We start from the raw sequence: 18,697 nt of genomic DNA on the forward strand, positions 1-18,697 counted from the left end.
CGCAACGCATTCTGGAGTTCCCATGTTGAAGATCTACGGCATCAAGAACTGCGACACCATGAAGAAGGCCATGAACTGGCTGAGTGAACAGGGCGTCGCCTACGAATTCATCGACTACAAGAAGGCCGGTGTGGCCGAAAGCCAGCTGCCCGACTGGATGGCCCGGGCCGACTGGAAGGTGTTGCTCAACACCCGGGGCCTGATGTGGAAGAAACTCACGGAAGAAGAACGGACCGGGGTGGACGCCGCCAAGGCCCAGGCCCTGATGGCCCAATACCCGGCCCTGATCAAGCGCCCGGTGCTGGACACCGGCAAGACCCTGCTGGTGGGTTTCGACCCGGAAAAATACGCCAAGGAGCTGCTGTGAGCCCGGATACCGTCACCCGTTTCCTGTTCGAGGGCCTGGACATCCGCGGCGCCCTGGTGCACCTGGGCCCCAGCTGGCAGAGCCTGCAGCGGGGCCGGGGCTACGGCCCCGTGGAAGCCCGGCTGCTGGGCGAGATGGCTGCCGTCACGGTGCTCATCGCCGCGCAGCTGAAACAGCCCGGCCGGCTCACCTTCCAGCTGCGCGGCGGCGGCCCCATTTCCCTGCTGGTCATGGACTGCGACGAACAACTGCGTCTGCGCGGCATGGCCCGAGCCGTAGCGAATCTGGCCCCGGCCCCGGTGCCGCAGCTGCTGGGCGCGGACCAGGGCGGCCAGCTGATGCTCAACCTGGATTTCCCCGTGGCCCGGCAGCCCTACCAGAGCTTCGTGCCCCTGGAAGGCGACTCCATCGCCAGCATCTTCGAACACTACCTGGAGCAGTCGGAACAGCAGGCCGCCCGCCTCTTCCTGGCCGCCAGCGACCAGGCCGCCTGCTGCCTGTTCCTGCAGAAACTGCCCGGCGCCGATGCCCTGGACCCGGACGGCTGGGACCGGATCAGCCATCTGGCCGCCACGGTCAAGGAAGCGGAACTGCTGGAACTGGATGCCGCCACCCTGCTGGGCCGGCTGTTCCACGAGGAAATCCTGCAGGGGGAACAAAGCGGCAAGGGCGTACGGCTCTATGACCCCCGCCCGGTCACCCACCACTGCCCGGAGGACCGGGAAAAGGTGGAAGGCATGCTGCTCTCCCTGGGACGGGAAGAAGCCGAGGCCGTGCTGGCCGAGCATGGGGAAATCCTGGTGAAGGACGACATCTGCAACCGGGAATACCGCTTCAGCAAGGAAGACGTGGCCCGGCTGTTCGCCAGCAAACCCCTCCATTGATCGGCTCTGCCCCGGTGCTGCACAACGGGGCTTGCAGCCTGACGACCGGGCCGGTGCCGCCGGCCTGGTCAGCGTCAGCCCATGAAACGGAAACCCACCAGCCCCAAGGTTAGCAGCCCGGTGCAGGCCAGCCAGAACAGGCTGGAACGATAGGCCTGCTCCACGAAACGCACTTCCCGAGCGGGCACTTCCACCACCCCCACCAGGCCTTTTTCCGCCACGTCCTGGCCGAAATTCAGAAGATCGGCACGCAATTTTTCGCTGTTGTTACTCATGGGGCCTCCCTTTTTTCTTGATCCAGATCAAACGCCGGACCTGAGACGGAGATTAGCAGCAGCCCTCGCCTCCTTGCAATACCCCCTGTGCATTCCCGCTTTCAGAGCACCTTGCCTGGATTCATCAGCCCCAGGGGGTCCAGAGCCCCCTTGATGGCGGCCATGGCCGCCAGCTCCACCGGCGACTTGTAGCGCCGGATTTCCTCCCGCTTCAGCTGCCCCAGGCCATGCTCGGCGGAGATGCTGCCGCCCAGCTCATGGACCAGGTCGTGGACCAGCCGGTTGGCCTCGGCCTGGCGCTGCAGCAGGGCTCCGTTGGCGTCGCGCCCGGCCATGGACAGGTTGAAATGCAGGTTGCCGTCCCCCAGGTGGCCGAAAACCACGTGGCGGATGCCGGGAAAAACCTGCTCCAGGCGGGGAGCCACCCGATCCAGGAAGGTGGCGATGGCGGTGATGGGCAGGGCGATGTCGTGCTTGATGCTGGGGCCTTCCCGCTTCTGGGCCTCGGAAATGTTTTCCCGCAGGGCCCAGAGCCCCTGGCGCTGGCTTTCCGACTGAGCCAGGAGGGCCGCCAGGGGACTCCCGGCCTCCATGCCCAGGGCCAGGAATTCCTCCACCCGGGCCTGCAGCGCCTCGTCCCCGCCAGCCCCGGAAAATTCGCACAGCACATGCCAGGGCGCCTCGGGCACGGCCACGGCCCCTGGCATGAACTGCCGCACCAGGCCCAGGGACCGGGGGCAGACCAGCTCGAAGGCGGTGAGGCGCGCATCGAAGACTTCCAGGGTGCGCTCCAGGAGCGCCACGGCGGCGGCTGGAGACGCCACCCCCAGCCAGCAGGTGACCCGGCTCCTGGGCATGGGAAAAAGCTTCAGCACGGCAGCGGTGATGATGCCCAGGGTGCCTTCGGCGCCGATCAGCAGGTGGCGCAGATCGTAGCCGGTGTTGTTCTTGCGCAAGGCCTTGAGACCGTCCCAGAGCTCCCCGTTGGGCAGCACCGCCTCCACCCCCAGGACCAGGTCCCGGGTGGTGCCGTAGCGCAGCACCTGAACGCCGCCGGCATTGGTGGACAGGTTGCCCCCCAGCTGGCAGCTGCCCTCCGAGGCCAGGGAGAGAGGAAACAGGCGCCCGGCCGCCGCTGCGGCTTCCTGGATATTGGCCAGGGTGCAGCCGGCCTCGGCCACCAGGGTGTGGTTGCCGGCGTCCAGCTGGCGGATGCGGTCCAGCCGCCCGAGCTGGATGATCAGGGCCTTGCCGCTGGAGTCCGGCGTGGCGCCGCCGCAGAGCCCGGTATTGCCCCCCTGGGGCACCATCGGCACCCCGGCCGCGACGCAGGCCCGGACCAGGGCCTGGACCTCGGCGCTATTGCCCGGCCTGGCCAGACCCAGGGCCCGGCCCGTGTAGCGGCCGCGCCAGTCGGTCAGCCAGGGAGCCAGGTCGGCCGGATCGGTGAGCAGCCGCCCGGGACCGACGATGGCGGCCAGGCGCTCCAGGAAACGGGAAGTCTCAGCGGGGTTCGGCGTAGAGGTCGTGCTCATCCGCGTCCACGATCCTGACCTGGATGAAATCCCCGGGCTCGGCGTCGAAAAAGCCGTCCACGTACACCAGGCCGTCGATTTCCGGCGCATCGCCGGGCGTGCGGGCCATCACCCCCTCCTCGTCCACCGCATCCACCAGCACCGTGATCTCCCGACCGATCTTCTCGGCCAGCTTGTCGGCGCTGATGTCCTCCTGGAGCTCCATCAGCCTGCGGCGGCGCTCCTCCCGCACCTCTTCCGGGGGCAGACCGGGAATCTCGTTGGCGGTGGCGCCCTCCACCGGCGAGTAGGCAAAGGCCCCCACCCGGTCCAGGCGGGCTTCCTGGAGAAAGTCCAGGAGCTCCTGAAATTCTTCTTCGGTTTCGCCGGGGAAGCCGGTGATGAAGGTGGAGCGGATGGTGATTTCCGGGCAGATTTCCCGCCAGCGGCGGATGCGGGCCAGGGTGTTCTCGGTGGCTGCCGGGCGCTTCATGGCCTTGAGGATGCGCGGATTGGCGTGCTGGAAGGGCACGTCCAGGTAGGGCAGCAGCTTGCCTTCGGCCATCAGGGGAATCAGGTCATCCACGGAAGGATAGGGATAGACGTAATGGAGCCGCACCCAGATGCCCAGGCTGGCCAGGGCCTCGCAGAGCTCCTTCAGGCGGGTCTTGACCGGCTTGCCGCCCCAGAAACCGGTGCGGTACTTGAGATCGACACCATAGGCACTGGTGTCCTGGGAGATCACCAGCAGTTCCTTGACCCCGGCCTCGGCCAGCTTCCTGGCCTCCTCCAGCACATCCCCCACCGGGCGGGACACCAGGGGGCCGCGCAGGGAGGGAATGATGCAGAAAGTGCAGCTGTGATTGCAGCCCTCGGAAATCTTCAGGTAGGCAAAGTGGTCCGGGGTCAGGCGGATGCCCTGGGGCGGCACCAGGGAGGTGAAGGGATCATGGCTGGGGGGCAGATGCTGGTGCACGGCCGCCATCACCTCATCGGTGGCATGGGGGCCGGTCACCGCCAGTACCTGGGGATGGGCTTCCAGGACCACGTTTTCCCGGGCCCCCAGGCAGCCGGTGACGATCACCTTGCCGTTTTCGGCCAGGGCTTCGCCGATGGCATCCAGGGATTCGGCCACGGCCGCATCGATGAAGCCACAGGTATTGACCACCACCAGATCGGCATCGTCGTAGGACGGGGAAATCAGGTAACCCTCGGCCCTGAGGCGGGTGAGAATCTGTTCCGCGTCGGAAGAGGCTTTCGGGCAGCCCAGGGAGACCATCCCTACACGTTTGGGTTGAGACATAGCAAAGAGGGCAAATGGACAAGCCCGGAGTATACCGCCTGCCGCCCCCGGGACACGCCGCCGCAGCCATGGGGGCACGGCAGCCCCGCCCGCCAAGCCCTCAGCTCACCACAACTCGGCCCCGCCGGAGGGCTTCTGGCCCAGGGTGTCGAGCAGGGAGGCGAACTGTGCGTCCATCTGGTCGCCCATGGCGAAGAGCTGCAGGATCCGTTCGGCCCCCTGGCGCAGGGAGGCGCTCACCGCTTCTTCCTGGGCGTCGGTGAGCCCCAGGAACAGGTAGGAATCCTCCACGTTCTTCACCAGTTCCTGCAGCAGCTGGGCGGTTTCACTGCGCTGGCGGTTGTACAGGTCACGCAGGCCTTCCACGGTTTCCAGGCTCTTGATGGTGGCCACCTGCAGGGCTTCGGCCCGCTGGGCCGACTCCTGGCGCATGTTCACCGCCTCGGCGATGGCCTCGGTGTTTTCCGCCAGGGTGATCAGGGTGTCCTGGAGACGGGTGGCCGCCGCAGCGTCCCGGGGCATGTTGAGCACCAGGATGGACACCATGTCGTAGTTGAGCACCAGCCGGGAGGAAAACTGGAACAGACGGCCCAGGTCCCGGCTCTGCTCGATGATGGACACTTCCAGGGGCGAGGCTTCGCCCTGGGGGGTGAGATTGCAGCAGCCCTCATTCCAGCGCAGCTGCACGTGGGCGATCACGTCGTAGGCCTTGATGGCGGCCACCAGTTTCTGGGCCAGTTCCTGGTAATCCAGGCAGTTCTGGCTGTGGCGCATGAAGTTGAGCAATACCCCGGCTTCCCCCAGGTCCCGCCGGTAGTGCAGGGCCATCTCGCGCATGGCTGCCTGCTGGGCATTGAGCTCCAGCTGCCGGTTGTGCTTTTCCACCAGCAGCCGGGCCTTGCGCAGCATTTCCTCCCCGTCGAAAGGTTTGACGATGAAGTCGTCGCCTCCCGCGTCGTAGCCGGCCAGCCGTTCTTCCAGGGTGTCGTGGGCCGAGACGAAGATCACCGGCACATCCAGGTTTTCCCTCAGGCGCAGGCAGGTTTCGTAACCGTCTATGCCGCCCATTTCCACGTCCAGCAGGATCAGGTCGGGGACTTCCCGGGCCACGGCTTCCAGACATGCCTCGCCGGAGGTGACGCAACAGACCTGGAATGCATCCGCCAGGGTGGCTTCCATGATCTCCAGGCTGATCGGGCTGTCGTCCACCACAAGTACCTTGTTCTGCATGATGCCTCACATCCGGGGGTTACACGATGACGGGAGATTATCCCCGTTTTTGGCGCCGGCGCACGCGGCAGTGGTGGCCCGGGAACGGCCGTCATATTGGCAACATAAAAGCGTAACCCCGGCGGGCTAGATTCCCAGGCTTCACCAACCGGACAGGAGCTCCACGTGAACGACAAACTCCCCATGACCAAGCGCGAATTCCAGAGCGCTGACGATACGGGCCACAACAACAGCGACAGCCCCAGCTTCACCAGCATCCTGGAAGCCCGCATGAGCCGCCGCAGCGTGCTCAAGGGCAGCCTGGGCCTGCTCACCACCTCCATGCTTTCCTTCGGCATCGCCGGCTGCAACGACGGCGGCTCCGATGGCGGCAGCGACGATGACAACGAAACCCCGCCCCTGACCCTGAGCTTCAATCCCATCGCCAAGAGCCTGGCCGACATGGTCGTGGTTCCCGCCGGCTATACCGCCACTCCCCTGTACCGCCTGGGCGACCCCATCAACACCAGCACGCCCGCCTACCTGAACGACGGCACCGATACGGCCGCCAGCTTCCAGTACCGCTGCGGCGACCACAATGACGGCATGAGCTACTTCGGCCTCAACAGCGCCGGCAACGGCTGGGATGCGGCCAATGCCGAGCGTGGCATCATCTGCATGAACCACGAGAACATCACCCGCATCTTCCTGCACACCCCGGCCGAAGTGGCCGCCTACAACGTCAGCGCCCGGGTTGCTGCCGAGGTGGACAAGGAAGTCCATGCCCACGGGGTGTCCGTCATCGAGATCCAGAAGAAATCCGGGGCGTTCGCACTGAATACCGCCTCCAGCTTCAACCGCCGCATCACGGCCGCCACTCCCTGCGACATCCATGGTCCTGCCCGGGGCCATGCCCAGATGGTCACCGCCTACTCCCCCAACGGCACCCAGACCCGGGGCACGCTCAACAACTGCGCCAACGGCGACACCCCCTGGGGCACCTACCTGACCTGTGAGGAAAACTGGGCCGGCTATTTCAAGAGCGGCGTTGCCACCCACACCGCCCAGGAACAGGTGGCCATGCAGCGTTACGGCATCACCAGCAGCAACGGCAGCTACGGCTGGGCCAACGCCACTCCCGCCGGCGACCTCTATGACCGCTGGAATGCCAGCGTCACCGGCGCCAGCGCCAACCTGGACTACCGCAACATCACCAACACCTTCGGCTGGGTGGTCGAGGTGGATCCCTTCAACCCCACGGCTGCACCGCGCAAGCGTACCGCCCTGGGCCGCATGGGCCACGAGGGCTGCAACTGCGCCAAGGTCACCGCCGGCAAGCCCCTGGTGTTCTACATGGGCGACGACGCCCAGAACGAGTACATCTACAAGTATGTCTCCGCCGCCAACTGGGACCCGGCCGACGCCAACAAGGGCCTGGCTGCCGGGGACAAGTACCTGGATAACGGCAGCTTCTACGTGGCCCGCTTCAACGCCGACGGCACCGGCAACTGGCTGAAGCTGGACATCGCCCAGGCCGCCATCGCCGGCTACGCCACCTACAGCTTCACCGACCAGGCCGATGTGCTGATCAACTGCCGCCTGGCGGCCGACGCCCTGGGCGCCACCAAGATGGACCGTCCCGAATGGGCCGGCATCAACCCGGTCAATGGCGATGTCTATGTGACCCTGACCAACAACGCCAGCCGCGGCTCCGCCGGCAAGGGCCTGGACGCGGCCAACCCCCGCTACTACCAGGACAGCAAGGGCGGCAACTCCCCCAACAAGGGCAACGTGAATGGCCACATCGTGCGCTGGCGCGAAAACGGCAGCGACCCCACCGCCACCAGCTTCGTCTGGGACGTGTACCTGTTCGGGGCCCAGGCCAAGGCCGATGCCGCCAACGTGAACTATGACGAAGCCTTCTACCAGGCCCACATCAACCTCTCCGACCTGACCGACGACAACGACTTCTCCAGCCCTGACGGACTCTGGTTCAGCCGCAAGACCCCGGGCCTGATGTGGCTGCAGACCGACGATGGCGCCTACACGGACATGACCAACTGCATGCTGCTGGCCGCCCTCCCCGGCACGGTCAGCGATGGCGGCGCCGTCACGGTGACCAGCAAGGTGGTCCCCGCCAATGGCGACGCGGATCAGAACGTCACCACCTACGTGGGCAAGGCGCCCGGCGACAAGCTGAAGCGCTTCCTGGTCGGCCCCAAGGGCTGCGAGCTCACCGGCATCACCGAAACCCCCGACGGCAAGGCCCTGTTCGTGAACATCCAGCACCCGGGTGAAAACACCACCGCCGCCGACATCGGCACCCCGGCCAATTACCAGAGCCACTACCCGGATGGCGGCACGGCCCGTCCCCGCTCCACCACCATCGTCATCACCCGTAACGACGGCGGCCCGGTCGGCGTCTGAGCTTTCCCCTGCCGCACCCTGCAGCCCATTCCCTCCGGGGGATGGGCTTTTTACTGGCCGCCGCACCCTGGCATGTAACAGGCCTGTCACCTGGGTTTCCTATAGTGCAGCCCTTTAGCGCCGCCCCCGTTTCCAAGAACCCATGACCTTTTCCGCGCTGCCGCGCCTGCCCTTTTTTTCGCCCCGTTCCTCTGACGCCCGCGGCGTGCAACTACCCCCCGGGGCGCACCGCTGGCTGGCCCGCTTCCTGGCCCTGGCCCTGGGCCTGGGCGGTATCTGGCTGCTGCAACTGCAGCTCTGGCAGTTCCTCACTCCCCGCGGCCTGCCCGCCCCGCCCCTGCCGGAGAGCCCTTCCGCCACCGCCGCCCAGCTGGCCGAACTGCACCTGTTCGGCCTGGCCGCCCAGCCCCGGCCGACCCAGGCGGAAAGCCAGGAGTTCCGGCTGGTAGGCCTGATCGCCGCCAGCGGCGACAAGCCGGGCGCCGCCCTGCTGCTGCGCCAGGGGGAAAGCCGGCCCCTGGTGGTGGCCAACGGCGCCAGTCCCGCCCCGGGCCTGGTGCTGCAACGCATGGAGCCCCGGGCCGTGTGGCTCTCCCGGGACGGCGTGGAAACCCGCCTGGCCCTTCCTGAACCCAGTTTTCCGAGATCCCGCGAATGAAGCCTTCCCCCAAGGGAAGCCGCCCGCTGCTGGCGGCCCTCTGTCTGTCCCTGCTGCTGGGCCTGCCCGCCGCCGCCCAGGCCCAGTCTGGCGCCGGCAACAGCGGCGAGGAAGTCACCCTCAACTTCGTCAATGCGGACATCGAGTCGGTGGTCAAGGCCATCTCCCAGGTGAGCGGCCGCAACTTCATCATGGACCCCCGGGTCAAGGGCAACATCAACATCGTCTCCGGCAAGCCCATTCCCCGCCCCATGGCCTACCAGGTGCTGGTCTCGGCCCTGCGCCTGCAGGGCTACGCGGTGGTGGAAGGGGGCTCGGCCACCAAGATCCTCCCCGAGGCCGAGGCCCGTACCCAGGCCGGCCCCCTGGTGGGCCGGGGCGGCGTCTCCGGGGAGCAGGTGGTGACCCAGGTGTTCCCCATCCGCCATGAATCGGCCAACCAGATGGTGGCCGTGCTGAAACCCCTGGTGAGCCCGAACCAGTCCATCGCCGTCCATCCGGGCGGCAACGCCCTGGTGATCACGGATGCGGCCGACAACCTGCGCCGGCTGGAAAAGATCATCGCCGCCATCGACGTCTCCCACGGGGACGAACCCCAGGTGATCGGCCTGCGCCACGCCTCGGTGGTGGAGGTGGCAGCACACCTGAACAAGCTCTACAGCGGCATGCAGGGCGGCAACCTGCCGGGCCAGCCGGCTTTGACGGCAGTTCCCGACCCTCGCGCCAACCGGCTGATCCTGCGCACCGACAACCCCGGCCTGCTGGCCCGGGCCCGGGCCCTGGTGGCGGAGCTGGACCAGGAGGAATCGGGCCTGGGCAACATCCACGTGGTGTATCTGAAAAATGCCCAGGCCACCCGGGTGGCCCAGACCCTGCGGGCCATCTTGGGGGGCGACAACAGCAGCGCCAACAACAGCCAGTCCGCCGCCGCCCTGAGCACCGCCGCGCCGACGGCCCCAGCCCCGAGCGCGGCCGCCAGCCAGAACAGCAACACCCCGCCCCCCCTCGCCCCCAGCGCCAGCCCGACAGGCGGCCTCCAGGCGGGCAGCCTGATCCAGGCCGACGTGGCCAGCAACGCCCTGATCATCACCGCCCCGGGCCCCATCTTCAACAATCTGCGCAATGTCATCGAAATGCTCGACCGGCGCCAGGCCCAGGTTTATATCGAAGCCCTGGTGGTGGAGCTCTCCTCCGAGCGGGCCACCGAATTCGGCCTCCAGTGGCAGGATTTTTCCGGGCTGGGCAGCAACAGCAACGGTTCCCGCTTCTTCGGCGGCACCAATTTCGGCGGCAGCGGCCAGAACATCATCAGCACCGCCCAGAACGTGGGCAGCGCCGGCCAGGGCCTCAACATCGGCGTCGCCAAAGGCCAGGTGTACATCCCCGGCATCGGCACCATCACCAACCTGGGGGTCCTGGCCCGCTTCCTGGAGTCGGAGGCCAAGGCCAACATCCTGTCCACCCCCAACATCCTCACCCTGGACAACGAGGAAGCCCGGATCATCGTCGGCCAGAACCTGCCCTTCGTCACCGGCTCCTACACCAACACCGGCAGCTCCAGCACCAGCGTCACCCCCTTCCAGACCTATGAGCGCCAGGACGTGGGCCTGACCCTCAAGGTGCGCCCCCAGATCACCCAGGGCGGCGTGGTCAGGGTGCAGATCTACCAGGAAACCTCCACGGTCCAGAGCGGCACGGCCAGCAATACTGCCGGCCCCACCACCAACAAGCGGGCCCTGGAATCCCACGTGCTGGTGGACGACGGCAACATCATCGCCCTGGGCGGGCTGATCGAGGACGACTACGGCAGCGGCGACGACAAGGTGCCGGTGCTGGGAGACCTGCCGGTGCTGGGCAACCTGTTCCGCTACGAGACCCGGAAGCGCAAGAAAACCCAGCTGATGGTCTTCCTGCGCCCCCGCATCGTGCGCGACAGCGCCGATTACGAACGCTACACCCAGGACCGCTACGAGCAGCTGCTGGGCACCCAGCAGCAGTTTGCCCGGGACCAGCGGGGACTGATTCCCGAGTCCGAGCCGCCGCGGCTACCCGCCCTGCAGGAGCCCACCCCTTGAGCCTCCTGCCGCCCCTGCCCTACGCCTTTGCCAAGACCCACGGGGTGCTGCTGCGCCAGGAGGGAGAGGCGGCGGCGCGCCTGTGGCTGCGCCAGGACGCGGACCCGGCCATCCTGGCCGAGCTGTGGCGCCACTGGCAGGTGGCCCCGCCTCTGGAGCGAGTCAGCCCGGAAGCCTTCATGGGCGCCCTGGACAGCCAGTACGGCCAGGGGGAGCAGACGGCGGCCCAGGTGGCCGACGACATCGGCCAGGATCTGGACATCGCCCGCCTGGTGCAGGAGCTGCCGCCCGTGGAGGACCTGCTCGACAGCCAGCACGACGCCCCCATCATCCGCATGATCAACGCCCTGCTCACCCAGGCGGTGCGGGAGGAGGCCTCGGACATCCACGTGGAAGCCTTCGAGCGCCAGTCCGTGGTGCGCTTCCGCCTGGACGGGGTGCTGCGCGACGTGATCGCCCCCAACCGGGCCCTGCACGCGGCCATGGTGTCGCGCATCAAGATCATGGCCAGCCTGGACATCGCCGAGAAGCGTCTGCCCCAGGACGGCCGCATCGGCGTGCGGGTGGCGGGCCGGCCCATCGACGTGCGGGTGTCCACCCTGCCCACCCGGCACGGGGAACGGGTGGTGCTGCGGCTCCTGGACAAGGACCCGGAACGCCTGGACCTGACCGCCCTGGGCATGGCCCCGGACACCCTGGCCCGGATCGACGGCCTGATCCGCCAGCCCCACGGCATCCTGCTGGTCACCGGTCCCACGGGCTCCGGCAAGACCACCACCCTGTACGCGGCCCTGTCCCGTCTGGACGGCCGCCAGCAGAACATCATGACCGTGGAAGACCCGGTGGAATACGAGCTCCAGGGTATCGGCCAGATTCAGGTCAATCCGCGCATCGACCTGAGTTTTGCCAAGGCCCTGCGGGCCATCCTGCGCCAGGACCCGGACGTGGTGATGATAGGTGAGATTCGCGACCTGGAAACCGCCCAGATCGCCGTCCAGGCCAGCCTCACCGGCCACCTGGTGCTCGCCACCCTGCACACCAACGACGCCGCCAGTGCCGTCACCCGGCTGGTGGACATGGGCATCGAACCCTTCCTGCTCGCCTCCAGCCTCCAGGGGGTCCTGGCCCAGCGCCTGGTGCGCCGCCTCTGCCCCCACTGCAAGGAGGCCGTCCGTCCCGACCCGGCGGAGCTGGAACGCCTGGTGCCGCATCAGCCGCAATGGCTGTACCGGCCCGTGGGCTGCCCCCGCTGCGCCCAGACGGGCTACCAGGGCCGTTCCGGCATCTACGAACTCCTGGAGGTGGACGACAGCCTGCGCCGCCTGATCCACGACCGGGCCCCGGAAGCCTTGCTGCGCCAGGCCGCCGCCGCCCCGGAGCATCCGGCCCCCCTGCGCCTGCTGCGGGAAGACGGATTGCGCTGGGTGCTCCAGGGCGAAACCGCCCTGGAAGAGCTGCTGCGGGTCACCCGGGACTGAGGGGAACATGGCGGCATTCCGTTACCGTGCCCTGGATCTGCAAGGGGCCGAACTGGCCGGGGTGGTGGAAGCGGACACCCTGCGCCAGGCCCGCAGCCAGCTCAAGGCCCAGGGCCTGTTCGCCCTGGCCCTGGAAGGCGTCGCCCAGGCCCGGCCGGGTCCAGGCCGGCGGCGCCTGCGCCTGGGACACCAGGCCCTGACCCTGCTCACCCGCCAGTGGGCCACCCTGCTCGATGCGGGCCTACCCATCGAACAAAGCCTGAGCGCCCTGATGGAACAGAGCGAGGACCCGGCCTGCCGCCCCATCCTCGCCGGGGTGCGCAGCGAGATCCTGGCCGGCCATCCCCTACACCAGGCCCTGGCCCGGTTCGACGACAGCTTCCCGCCCCTGTACCAGGCCCTGGTGCAGGCGGGGGAAAAGAGCGGCCAGCTGGCCCTGGTCATGGAACGCCTGGCCGACACCCTGGAAGCCCGGCACGCCCTGCGCCAGAAGCTGATCCAGGCCCTGATCTACCCCCTGCTGGTGGTGCTGGTGGCCACGGCCGTGATCATGGCCCTGATGGTGTACGTGGTGCCCCAGGTGGTCGGGGTGTTCCAGAGCGGTCACCAGACCCTGCCCCTGCTCACCCGGGCCCTGATCGCCGTGAGCGATTTCCTGCGCCTGGCCTGGCCCGTGCTGCTCCTGGGCAGCCTGGCCCTGGCCTGGCTGGCCCGCCGCGCCCTGGCCCGGCCGGCCCTGCGCCGCCGCTGGCATCAGCGCCTGATGGGCCTGCCCGCCCTGGGCCGGCTGCTGGTGAGCGTGGACAGCGCCCGCCTGGCCCAGACCCTGGCCATCCTGGTGGGCAGCGGCGTGCCCCTGCTGCACGCCCTGGAAGCAGGCCGCGCCGTGCTCTGGCTGATGCCCCTGCAGGAGTCCCTGGAAGGCGCCATCCGCCTGGTGCGGGAAGGGGTGAGCCTGCACCGGGCCCTGGCCCGGGACAAACGCTTTCCGCCTCTGCTCCTGCACATGATCGCCAGCGGCGAGCAGACCGGGCGCCTGGACGAAATGCTGGAAAAGGTCTCCCGCCAGCAGCAGGAGGAAGTGGGCAACCGCCTCGCGGTGGCCATGAGCCTCCTGGAACCCCTGCTGATCCTGGCCATGGGCGGCTTCGTGCTGCTCATCGTGCTGGCCATCCTGCAACCCATCATCGCCATCAACCAACTGCTGCACTAGGAAAACCATGTCCCTGCCCAGCTCCTTGCCTTCCTCCGCCCGCCGCCCCTGCCGCGGCTTCACCCTGATCGAGATCATGGTGGTGGTGGTCATCATCGCCATCTTGGGAGCCCTGATCGTGCCCAAGGTCATGAGCCGGCCCGATGAGGCCCGCATCGTCGCCGCCCGGCAGGACATCGGCAGCCTGATGCAAGCCCTGAAGCTCTACCGCCTGGACAACCGCCGCTACCCGAGCACCGAACAGGGGCTCCAGGCCCTGGTGCAGAAACCGGTGCAGGCGCCCCAGCCGGACAACTGGAAGGCCGGCGGCTACGTGGAGCGCCTGCCCCTGGACCCCTGGGGCCAGCCCTACCAGTATCTGAACCCGGGCCTGCGCGGCGAGGTGGATGTATTCAGCTTCGGCGCCGACGGGGAGGCGGGAGGCGAAGGCCATGACGCGGATATCGGCAACTGGTCCCTGTAAGCCGCCCCGGGGCTTCACCCTGGTGGAAATCCTGGTGGCCCTGGTGATCCTGGCGGTACTGGCCGGCGGCATCAGCCTGACCCTGCCGGACCCGGCCCGAGCACGGCAGCAGCAGGCGGTCCAGGACTGGTTCTGGCAACTGCAGCGGGCCGCTGAACTGAGCCTGCGCCAGGGCCGGCCCCACGCCTGGAGTCCGGGCCCCGAGGGCCGCCAGCTGCTGCGCCACGCGGACGGGAGCTGGCAGGTGCTGGCCGGCCCGGACGGGCAGCCCCGGCCCCTGGACGGGGAGCAGCGCCTGGAACGCCTGGAAGTGGAAGGCCAGGCCCTGGGGTCGGAAGGCCGCATCATCTTTCCGGCAGGCCAGTCCCCCCGCTTCCAGGTGGACATTGCCGGCAGCACCGGCCGCTGGCGCATCCAGGGCAGCCCCAGCGGCCGCATGGCGCTGGAATTCCTGGGAGGCGCCGGCTGATGGCCCGCCGCCCCCAAGGCTTCACCCTGCTCGAGGTACTGGTGGCCCTGAGCATCCTGGCCATCGCCCTGAGCGCCGCCCTGCGGGCCGGAGGCCAGGGGGCAGCCCAGGCCAGCGAGCTGCGCCTCCGGCTTCTGGCCGGCTGGGTGGCGGAAAACCGGCTGGCCAGCCTGCGCACCGAAGCGCGCCTGCCCGCCCTGGGGGAACGGCAGGGCCTGAGCACCCAGGACCGGCAGGATTTCCTCTGGCGGGAGGTGGTGAGCAGCACCGGCAACCGCCATTTCCGCCGGGTGGAAATCCGGGTCATGGATGCCAGCCGCCCGGAGAGCCAGGCCCTCGGGAGCATCGTCACCTACCTGGGGCAGCCATGAGCGGCGTCCGGTCCCGGGGCTTCACCCTGCTGGAAATCCTGGTGGCGGTGAGCCTGCTGGCCATCATGGCCGTGCTCGCCTACCGGGGCCTGGAAGCCATGCAGCGCAGCACCGCCCACGTGGAACAGAGCGCCCGGCGCTGGCAGGATCTGGCCCGGGCCCTGGAACGCTTCGCCCGGGACCTGCAGCAGCCGGCTGCCCGCCCGGGGCGGCAGGAAGATGGCAGCGCCGCCCCGCCCTGGTGGGCCCGGCCCGGGGACGGACCCCAGCCCCAGCTCACCTTGAGCCGCCTGGGCAACGAAGGCATGGACACCCAGCGGCTGGCGCATCGCTGGCACCAGGGGCGCTGGGAAATGCTGTTCTGGCCCAGCCCCGAGTCCCCCGCTGGCGATTTCCAGGCCTATCCCCTGCTGGAGGGGGTGGAACTCCTGGAACTCCAGTACCTGGACAGCCGCCAGCAATGGCACGCCAGCTGGCCCGTGGATACCGGCCCGAATGCGAATCCCTTTCCCCGCGCCGTGCGCCTGCGCCTGCGTCTGGCCGAAGGGGGCGAGCTGGAACGGCTGGTGGACATTCCGGTGGGGCAATAGATGGGCAGCTTCCGGCACCACGGCGCCGCCATCATCATGGCCCTCCTGGTGACCGCCCTGGCGGCGGTCCTGGCCACGGCCCTGCTCACCCAGCTGAGCCGCTGGACCGATCAGCAGGCCGCGGCCCGGGACCACGCCCAGGCCCGGGAGCTGGCCAGGAGCGGCATTGAATACGCCCGGCTGCTGCTGGCCGAAGACGGCCGCCGTAGCGCCATGGATCACCCGGGCGAAGCCTGGGCCCGCCCCCTGCCCCCCTTCCAGGCCGAGGGAGGCGAGGTATCCGGCTACCTGGAGGACCTGCAGGGGCGCTGGAACCTGAACAACCTGGTCCGGGACGGCCGCATCGACCCCCAGGCCCTGGACCTCTACCGCCGCCTGCTCAGGGCCCTGGAGCTCCCGCCCCAGCTGGCCGACACCCTGGCGGACTGGCTCGATGCCGACGCCAGCTCCCGGCCGGAGGGCGCGGAAGATGACTATTACCTGTCCCTCCAGCCTCCCTACCCGGCCGCCAACCGGCCCCTGGAACATCTCTCCAACCTGCTGCGGGTGAAGGGCTACGACGGTCCCGTGCTGGCCCGCCTGCGTCCCCACGTGGCGGTATTGCCCCAGGCCCAGCCGGTCAACGTCAACACCGCCTCGGCCCAGCTCCTCGCCGCCCTGCACCCGGAGCTCGGCCCGGCCGAACTCCAGGAACTGCTCCGGAGCCGGGAACAACTGCCGTTCCGGGACCTGTCCGACTATCAGGGACGCCTGTCTGGGGCCGGCACCGCCGCCGCCCTGGACACCCGCAGCAACCATTTCCTGGCCGTGGTCACGGCCCGGGTAGGCGACACCCAGGCCACCTTCCAGGGCCTGTTGCGACGCACGCCCCAACAACCCCAGCCCCAACTGCTCTGGTTACTGATGCAATGACGACCCTGCGCTTACTGATCGACTCCCGCTGGCCCCAGGAACACCTGGACTGCCCCTGGTTCCTCTGCGACGGGACCCGACTCCTGGGTCAGGGCCGCAGCGCCCCGCGCCACTGGCCCGGCATGGAGAACGCCCCCGAGGCCCGGCCCCGGGTGGAACTGCTGCTGCAGGGCGCCCAGGTGGCCGTGCACCAGGTGCTGCTGCCCCGGGGTACGGCCGCCAGCCGGGCGGAGGTGCTGGCCGCCGCCCTGGAAGAACGGCTGCTGGACGATCCGGCCCAGTGCCAGTTCCTGCTGCTGACCCGCCAGGAGGACGGCCAGGGCCAGGTGGCCGTCATTTCCCGGACCCGCCTGGAAGGGCTACTGGGCCTGCTCGGGGAGCTGGGGCTGGAAGTGGAGGCCGCCTGGCCGGCCGGCGCCCTGCTGCCTCCGGCAGGGACCGGGACTGAGCCCCGCCGCTCGGCCCGCTGGGACGGGGACACCCTGCTGCTGGCCCAGGCCGGCGGCTACAGGGAATACCCCCGGGAGTGGCTGGCGCTGCTGGCCGCAGACAGCCAGCCGACCCTGCTGCGCCATGGGGGTCAGCCCCCGCCCGAACCGCTGCCCCCCGCCTGGGAACTGGAAGCCGAACAGGGCTGCCCCTTCCAGCCCGCCCCGGGGCCGGGCCTGCTGCACGGGGACTACAGCCCGCGCAGTTCCAGCCATCTCCCGGGACACCATTACCGCTTCCTGAAGAAACCCCTGCTGACCCTGGCCGTCGCCAGCTGCTGCCTAGTGCTGCTGCAATGGGGCCTGTTCTCCTGGCAGGCAGGGCAATTGCAGGCGCAGATCCGCAGCCACTTCCGCCAGACCTTTCCCCAGGCGGTCCTGGTGGATCCCCTGCTGCAGCTGCAACGGCAGCTGGATGCCCGGCGTCAGGCCAGGGGATTGCTGGGGGAGCGGGACTTCCTGCCCCTGCTGCAGGCACTAGGCCAGCACCCGGGGCTGGAACTGCAGCAGCTGGACTACCTGGACGGCCGGCTCGAAGCCCGGGCCCGCCTGCCCGCCGCCGGGCTGGAAGTGCTGCAGGCCAGGCTGGGCGCCGCCGGATTGCGGCTGCGCCTGCAAGAACAGGAACGGCAGGGGGAGATGCTGGCCCTGAAACTGGACATCACCCCCGGGAGCGCCCCATGAACAGCACCCTGATCGCCCTGAAAGAGCGCTGGCAGGCGCTCGCCCCCCGGGAGCGGCTGGCCCTGCGTAGCCTGGCGCTGATCCTGGCTCTGGCCATGCTGGGGCAGCTCCTGTGGACCGCCCACGAACGCAGCCAGCGGCTGCGCCGTCAGCTGCCCGTCCTGGAGCAGCAACTGGCGCTGATGCGCCAGGGCCAGGCCCAATGGCAGGAGCTGGAAAACAATCCGGCGCCCCCCCTGCCCAGCCTGGCCGAACCCCGGGTGCAGCAGGCCATCCTGGCCAGCGCCGGGGAACTGGGGGGGGAAGCCCGGCTGCAATGGGAAGGGGGCGGCCTGCTGCGGCTCCAGGGTCAGGTGCCCTTCGACGGCTGGCTCCAGTGGCTGGGACGCATGCAGCAGGAGTTCGGCCTGCGCCCCACGGAGCTGCACCTGCAGCCCCGGGGCCCGGGCCGGGTGCAGGTGGACGCCCTGCTGCGCGGGCCGGAGGCCCCATGAGGAAGGCAGCAGGCCGGCCCCTGCTGTTCCTGGCGGGCTTCTTGGCATGCTTCCTGGCCCTGCTCCTGGGCACCGCCCCGGCCACCCTGGGGGAACGCCTGCTGCCCGCCCTGAGCCAGGGCCAGCTGGCCCTGGCGGCCACCCGGGGCAGTCTCTGGCGCGGCGAGGGCCTTTTGCTGCTGGGCCGGGAACAGGATTTCCGGCTTCTGGGCTGGCTACGCTGGCAGCTGGGCTGGGCGGACGGTCCCATGCTCGAGCTCAGGCTGGACCAGGGGCAGCTGCAACTGACCCCGGCTCCGGGCGGGCTGGCCCTGAGCGGCCAGGACCTGCGCCTGCCCGCCGCCCTGCTGCCCTGGCTGCACGGAAAGCTGCCTAGAAGCGGCTGGCAGGGCTGGCTGGGACTGGAACAGTTCGAGGCCCGAAACCTGGGTCAGGGCTGGGCAGGAAAGCTGGCGGTGAGCTGGCATGGGGCCGGGCACACCAGCCTGGCGCCGGCCGCCCTGGGCGACTACCGGCTGACCGGAGTATGGGGCGAAACGGGTCAGGGGGAATTCCAGCTCCACACCCTGGCAGGCCCCCTGCAGCTGGAAGGCCGGCTCCAGGGGCAGCCCGGAGGCCGCTACCGGCTCGAGGGCCAGGCCTGGCACCCGGGGCGCCTGGCCCCGGCCCTGGAAACCTGGCTGGCGCAGCTGGGGCGCAGGGACCCGCAACAACCGGGCCGCCATCTGCTGCAACTGGAGTGGGGAGGGAAAACGGGAGGAGGAAAAGCCGGGGGAAGGCCTGCAGGAACAGGCAAGGCGGCCCAGGAAAACTGAGCCGGACC

The 18,697-nt window shown here is 69.0% G+C and carries 19 protein-coding genes; 15 read left to right on the forward strand and 4 right to left on the reverse strand.

Features of this window, described 5'->3' with window-relative positions:
* The first annotated feature begins 22 nt into the window (after nt 1-22).
* Together G474_RS0100670 and hslO are read left to right on the forward strand one after the other, a co-directional pair.
* The gene (locus G474_RS0100670) at nt 23-367 is read left to right on the forward strand and encodes an ArsC family reductase (RefSeq protein WP_026685301.1); all 345 of its coding nucleotides are present in this window, start codon (nt 23-25) and stop codon (nt 365-367) included.
* A complete protein-coding gene (hslO, locus tag G474_RS0100675; RefSeq protein ID WP_026685302.1) occupies nt 364-1,251 on the forward strand; it encodes an Hsp33 family molecular chaperone HslO in 888 nt (295 codons plus the stop codon). The genes G474_RS0100670 and hslO overlap by 4 nt, the downstream gene beginning before the upstream one ends.
* A 74-nt stretch (nt 1,252-1,325) precedes the next feature.
* Here hslO and G474_RS0100680 read toward each other — a convergent pair whose 3' ends face one another.
* From G474_RS0100680 to G474_RS0100695, 4 genes are all read right to left on the reverse strand, one after another.
* Nucleotides 1,326-1,526, reverse strand: a complete 201-nt coding sequence (locus tag G474_RS0100680) for a hypothetical protein (RefSeq protein WP_026685303.1) — start codon at nt 1,524-1,526, stop codon at nt 1,326-1,328.
* Nucleotides 1,527-1,627: 101 nt separating this feature from the next.
* Nucleotides 1,628-3,061 carry an FAD-binding oxidoreductase gene (locus G474_RS0100685; protein WP_051281609.1) on the reverse strand — a complete coding sequence of 478 codons (1,434 nt, stop codon included), beginning with the start codon at nt 3,059-3,061 and terminating at the stop codon, nt 1,628-1,630.
* Entirely contained in the window at nt 3,030-4,319 is a 1,290-nt protein-coding gene (gene rimO / locus G474_RS0100690) for a 30S ribosomal protein S12 methylthiotransferase RimO (RefSeq protein ID WP_425386863.1), read from the reverse strand. Before rimO ends, G474_RS0100685 begins: the two co-directional genes overlap by 32 nt.
* Nucleotides 4,320-4,448: 129 nt before the next feature.
* On the reverse strand, nt 4,449-5,573 hold the full coding sequence (locus G474_RS0100695) for a response regulator (protein ID WP_026685306.1): 1,125 nt from the start codon (nt 5,571-5,573) through the stop codon (nt 4,449-4,451).
* Nucleotides 5,574-5,738: 165 nt separating this feature from the next.
* Between G474_RS0100695 and G474_RS0100700 the strand changes: the two genes are divergently transcribed.
* The 13 genes from G474_RS0100700 to gspN all read left to right on the forward strand — a co-directional run bounded on the left by G474_RS0100700 (nt 5,739) and on the right by gspN (nt 18,689).
* Nucleotides 5,739-7,979, forward strand: coding sequence for a PhoX family protein (locus tag G474_RS0100700; RefSeq protein WP_245589276.1), 2,241 nt, complete (start codon nt 5,739-5,741; stop codon nt 7,977-7,979).
* Between the two features lie 142 nt (nt 7,980-8,121).
* Nucleotides 8,122-8,637 (forward strand): type II secretion system protein N, encoded by a 516-nt coding sequence (locus G474_RS0100705; RefSeq protein ID WP_026685308.1) that lies wholly within the window; start codon nt 8,122-8,124, stop codon nt 8,635-8,637.
* Nucleotides 8,634-10,712 carry a type II secretion system secretin GspD gene (gene gspD, locus G474_RS18930; RefSeq protein WP_043462722.1) on the forward strand — a complete coding sequence of 693 codons (2,079 nt, stop codon included), beginning with the start codon at nt 8,634-8,636 and terminating at the stop codon, nt 10,710-10,712. Before G474_RS0100705 ends, gspD begins: the two co-directional genes overlap by 4 nt.
* A gap of 5 nt (nt 10,713-10,717) precedes the next feature.
* Nucleotides 10,718-12,190, forward strand: coding sequence for a type II secretion system ATPase GspE (gene gspE / locus G474_RS0100715; protein ID WP_425386865.1), 1,473 nt, complete (start codon nt 10,718-10,720; stop codon nt 12,188-12,190).
* 7 nt (nt 12,191-12,197) lie between these two features.
* Nucleotides 12,198-13,403, forward strand: coding sequence for a type II secretion system inner membrane protein GspF (gene gspF, locus G474_RS0100720; protein ID WP_026685310.1), 1,206 nt, complete (start codon nt 12,198-12,200; stop codon nt 13,401-13,403).
* A gap of 7 nt (nt 13,404-13,410) precedes the next feature.
* Nucleotides 13,411-13,866 carry a type II secretion system major pseudopilin GspG gene (gene gspG, locus G474_RS0100725; RefSeq protein WP_043462724.1) on the forward strand — a complete coding sequence of 152 codons (456 nt, stop codon included), beginning with the start codon at nt 13,411-13,413 and terminating at the stop codon, nt 13,864-13,866.
* Nucleotides 13,835-14,335 (forward strand): prepilin-type N-terminal cleavage/methylation domain-containing protein, encoded by a 501-nt coding sequence (locus G474_RS0100730; protein ID WP_169729479.1) that lies wholly within the window; start codon nt 13,835-13,837, stop codon nt 14,333-14,335. The genes gspG and G474_RS0100730 overlap by 32 nt, the downstream gene beginning before the upstream one ends.
* Nucleotides 14,335-14,706: a type II secretion system minor pseudopilin GspI gene (gspI, locus tag G474_RS0100735; RefSeq protein ID WP_051281611.1), complete on the forward strand. Its 372-nt coding sequence runs from the start codon at nt 14,335-14,337 to the stop codon at nt 14,704-14,706. The genes G474_RS0100730 and gspI overlap by 1 nt, the downstream gene beginning before the upstream one ends.
* The gene (gene gspJ, locus G474_RS21735) at nt 14,703-15,296 is read left to right on the forward strand and encodes a type II secretion system minor pseudopilin GspJ (RefSeq protein ID WP_026685314.1); all 594 of its coding nucleotides are present in this window, start codon (nt 14,703-14,705) and stop codon (nt 15,294-15,296) included. The genes gspI and gspJ overlap by 4 nt, the downstream gene beginning before the upstream one ends.
* A complete protein-coding gene (gspK, locus tag G474_RS0100745; protein ID WP_026685315.1) occupies nt 15,297-16,208 on the forward strand; it encodes a type II secretion system minor pseudopilin GspK in 912 nt (303 codons plus the stop codon).
* The gene (gene gspL, locus G474_RS0100750) at nt 16,205-17,380 is read left to right on the forward strand and encodes a type II secretion system protein GspL (protein WP_026685316.1); all 1,176 of its coding nucleotides are present in this window, start codon (nt 16,205-16,207) and stop codon (nt 17,378-17,380) included. Before gspK ends, gspL begins: the two co-directional genes overlap by 4 nt.
* Nucleotides 17,377-17,874 carry a type II secretion system protein GspM gene (gene gspM, locus G474_RS0100755; RefSeq protein WP_026685317.1) on the forward strand — a complete coding sequence of 166 codons (498 nt, stop codon included), beginning with the start codon at nt 17,377-17,379 and terminating at the stop codon, nt 17,872-17,874. Before gspL ends, gspM begins: the two co-directional genes overlap by 4 nt.
* A complete protein-coding gene (gene gspN, locus G474_RS0100760; protein ID WP_026685318.1) occupies nt 17,871-18,689 on the forward strand; it encodes a type II secretion system protein N in 819 nt (272 codons plus the stop codon). Before gspM ends, gspN begins: the two co-directional genes overlap by 4 nt.
* Nucleotides 18,690-18,697: the final 8 nt, after the last annotated feature.

Source organism: Azovibrio restrictus DSM 23866, from assembly GCF_000429665.1.
Taxonomy (GTDB): domain Bacteria; phylum Pseudomonadota; class Gammaproteobacteria; order Burkholderiales; family Rhodocyclaceae; genus Azovibrio; species Azovibrio restrictus.

Bases quoted from the DNA above. Each gene is read 5' to 3' on its own strand.
- G474_RS0100670 (WP_026685301.1), top strand. From the start codon at position 23: ATGTTGAAGATCTACGGCATCAAGAACTGCGACACCATGAAGAAGGCC.
- G474_RS0100680 (WP_026685303.1), bottom strand. From the start codon at position 1,526: ATGAGTAACAACAGCGAAAAATTGCGTGCCGATCTTCTGAATTTCGGC.
- G474_RS0100685 (WP_051281609.1), bottom strand. From the start codon at position 3,061: ATGAGCACGACCTCTACGCCGAACCCCGCTGAGACTTCCCGTTTCCTG.
- rimO (WP_425386863.1), bottom strand. From the start codon at position 4,319: ATGGTCTCCCTGGGCTGCCCGAAAGCCTCTTCCGACGCGGAACAGATT.
- G474_RS0100695 (WP_026685306.1), bottom strand. From the start codon at position 5,573: ATGCAGAACAAGGTACTTGTGGTGGACGACAGCCCGATCAGCCTGGAG.
- G474_RS0100705 (WP_026685308.1), top strand. From the start codon at position 8,122: ATGACCTTTTCCGCGCTGCCGCGCCTGCCCTTTTTTTCGCCCCGTTCC.
- gspD (WP_043462722.1), top strand. From the start codon at position 8,634: ATGAAGCCTTCCCCCAAGGGAAGCCGCCCGCTGCTGGCGGCCCTCTGT.
- gspF (WP_026685310.1), top strand. From the start codon at position 12,198: ATGGCGGCATTCCGTTACCGTGCCCTGGATCTGCAAGGGGCCGAACTG.
- gspG (WP_043462724.1), top strand. From the start codon at position 13,411: ATGTCCCTGCCCAGCTCCTTGCCTTCCTCCGCCCGCCGCCCCTGCCGC.
- G474_RS0100730 (WP_169729479.1), top strand. From the start codon at position 13,835: ATGACGCGGATATCGGCAACTGGTCCCTGTAAGCCGCCCCGGGGCTTC.
- gspI (WP_051281611.1), top strand. From the start codon at position 14,335: ATGGCCCGCCGCCCCCAAGGCTTCACCCTGCTCGAGGTACTGGTGGCC.
- gspJ (WP_026685314.1), top strand. From the start codon at position 14,703: ATGAGCGGCGTCCGGTCCCGGGGCTTCACCCTGCTGGAAATCCTGGTG.
- gspK (WP_026685315.1), top strand. From the start codon at position 15,297: ATGGGCAGCTTCCGGCACCACGGCGCCGCCATCATCATGGCCCTCCTG.
- gspL (WP_026685316.1), top strand. From the start codon at position 16,205: ATGACGACCCTGCGCTTACTGATCGACTCCCGCTGGCCCCAGGAACAC.
- gspM (WP_026685317.1), top strand. From the start codon at position 17,377: ATGAACAGCACCCTGATCGCCCTGAAAGAGCGCTGGCAGGCGCTCGCC.
- gspN (WP_026685318.1), top strand. From the start codon at position 17,871: ATGAGGAAGGCAGCAGGCCGGCCCCTGCTGTTCCTGGCGGGCTTCTTG.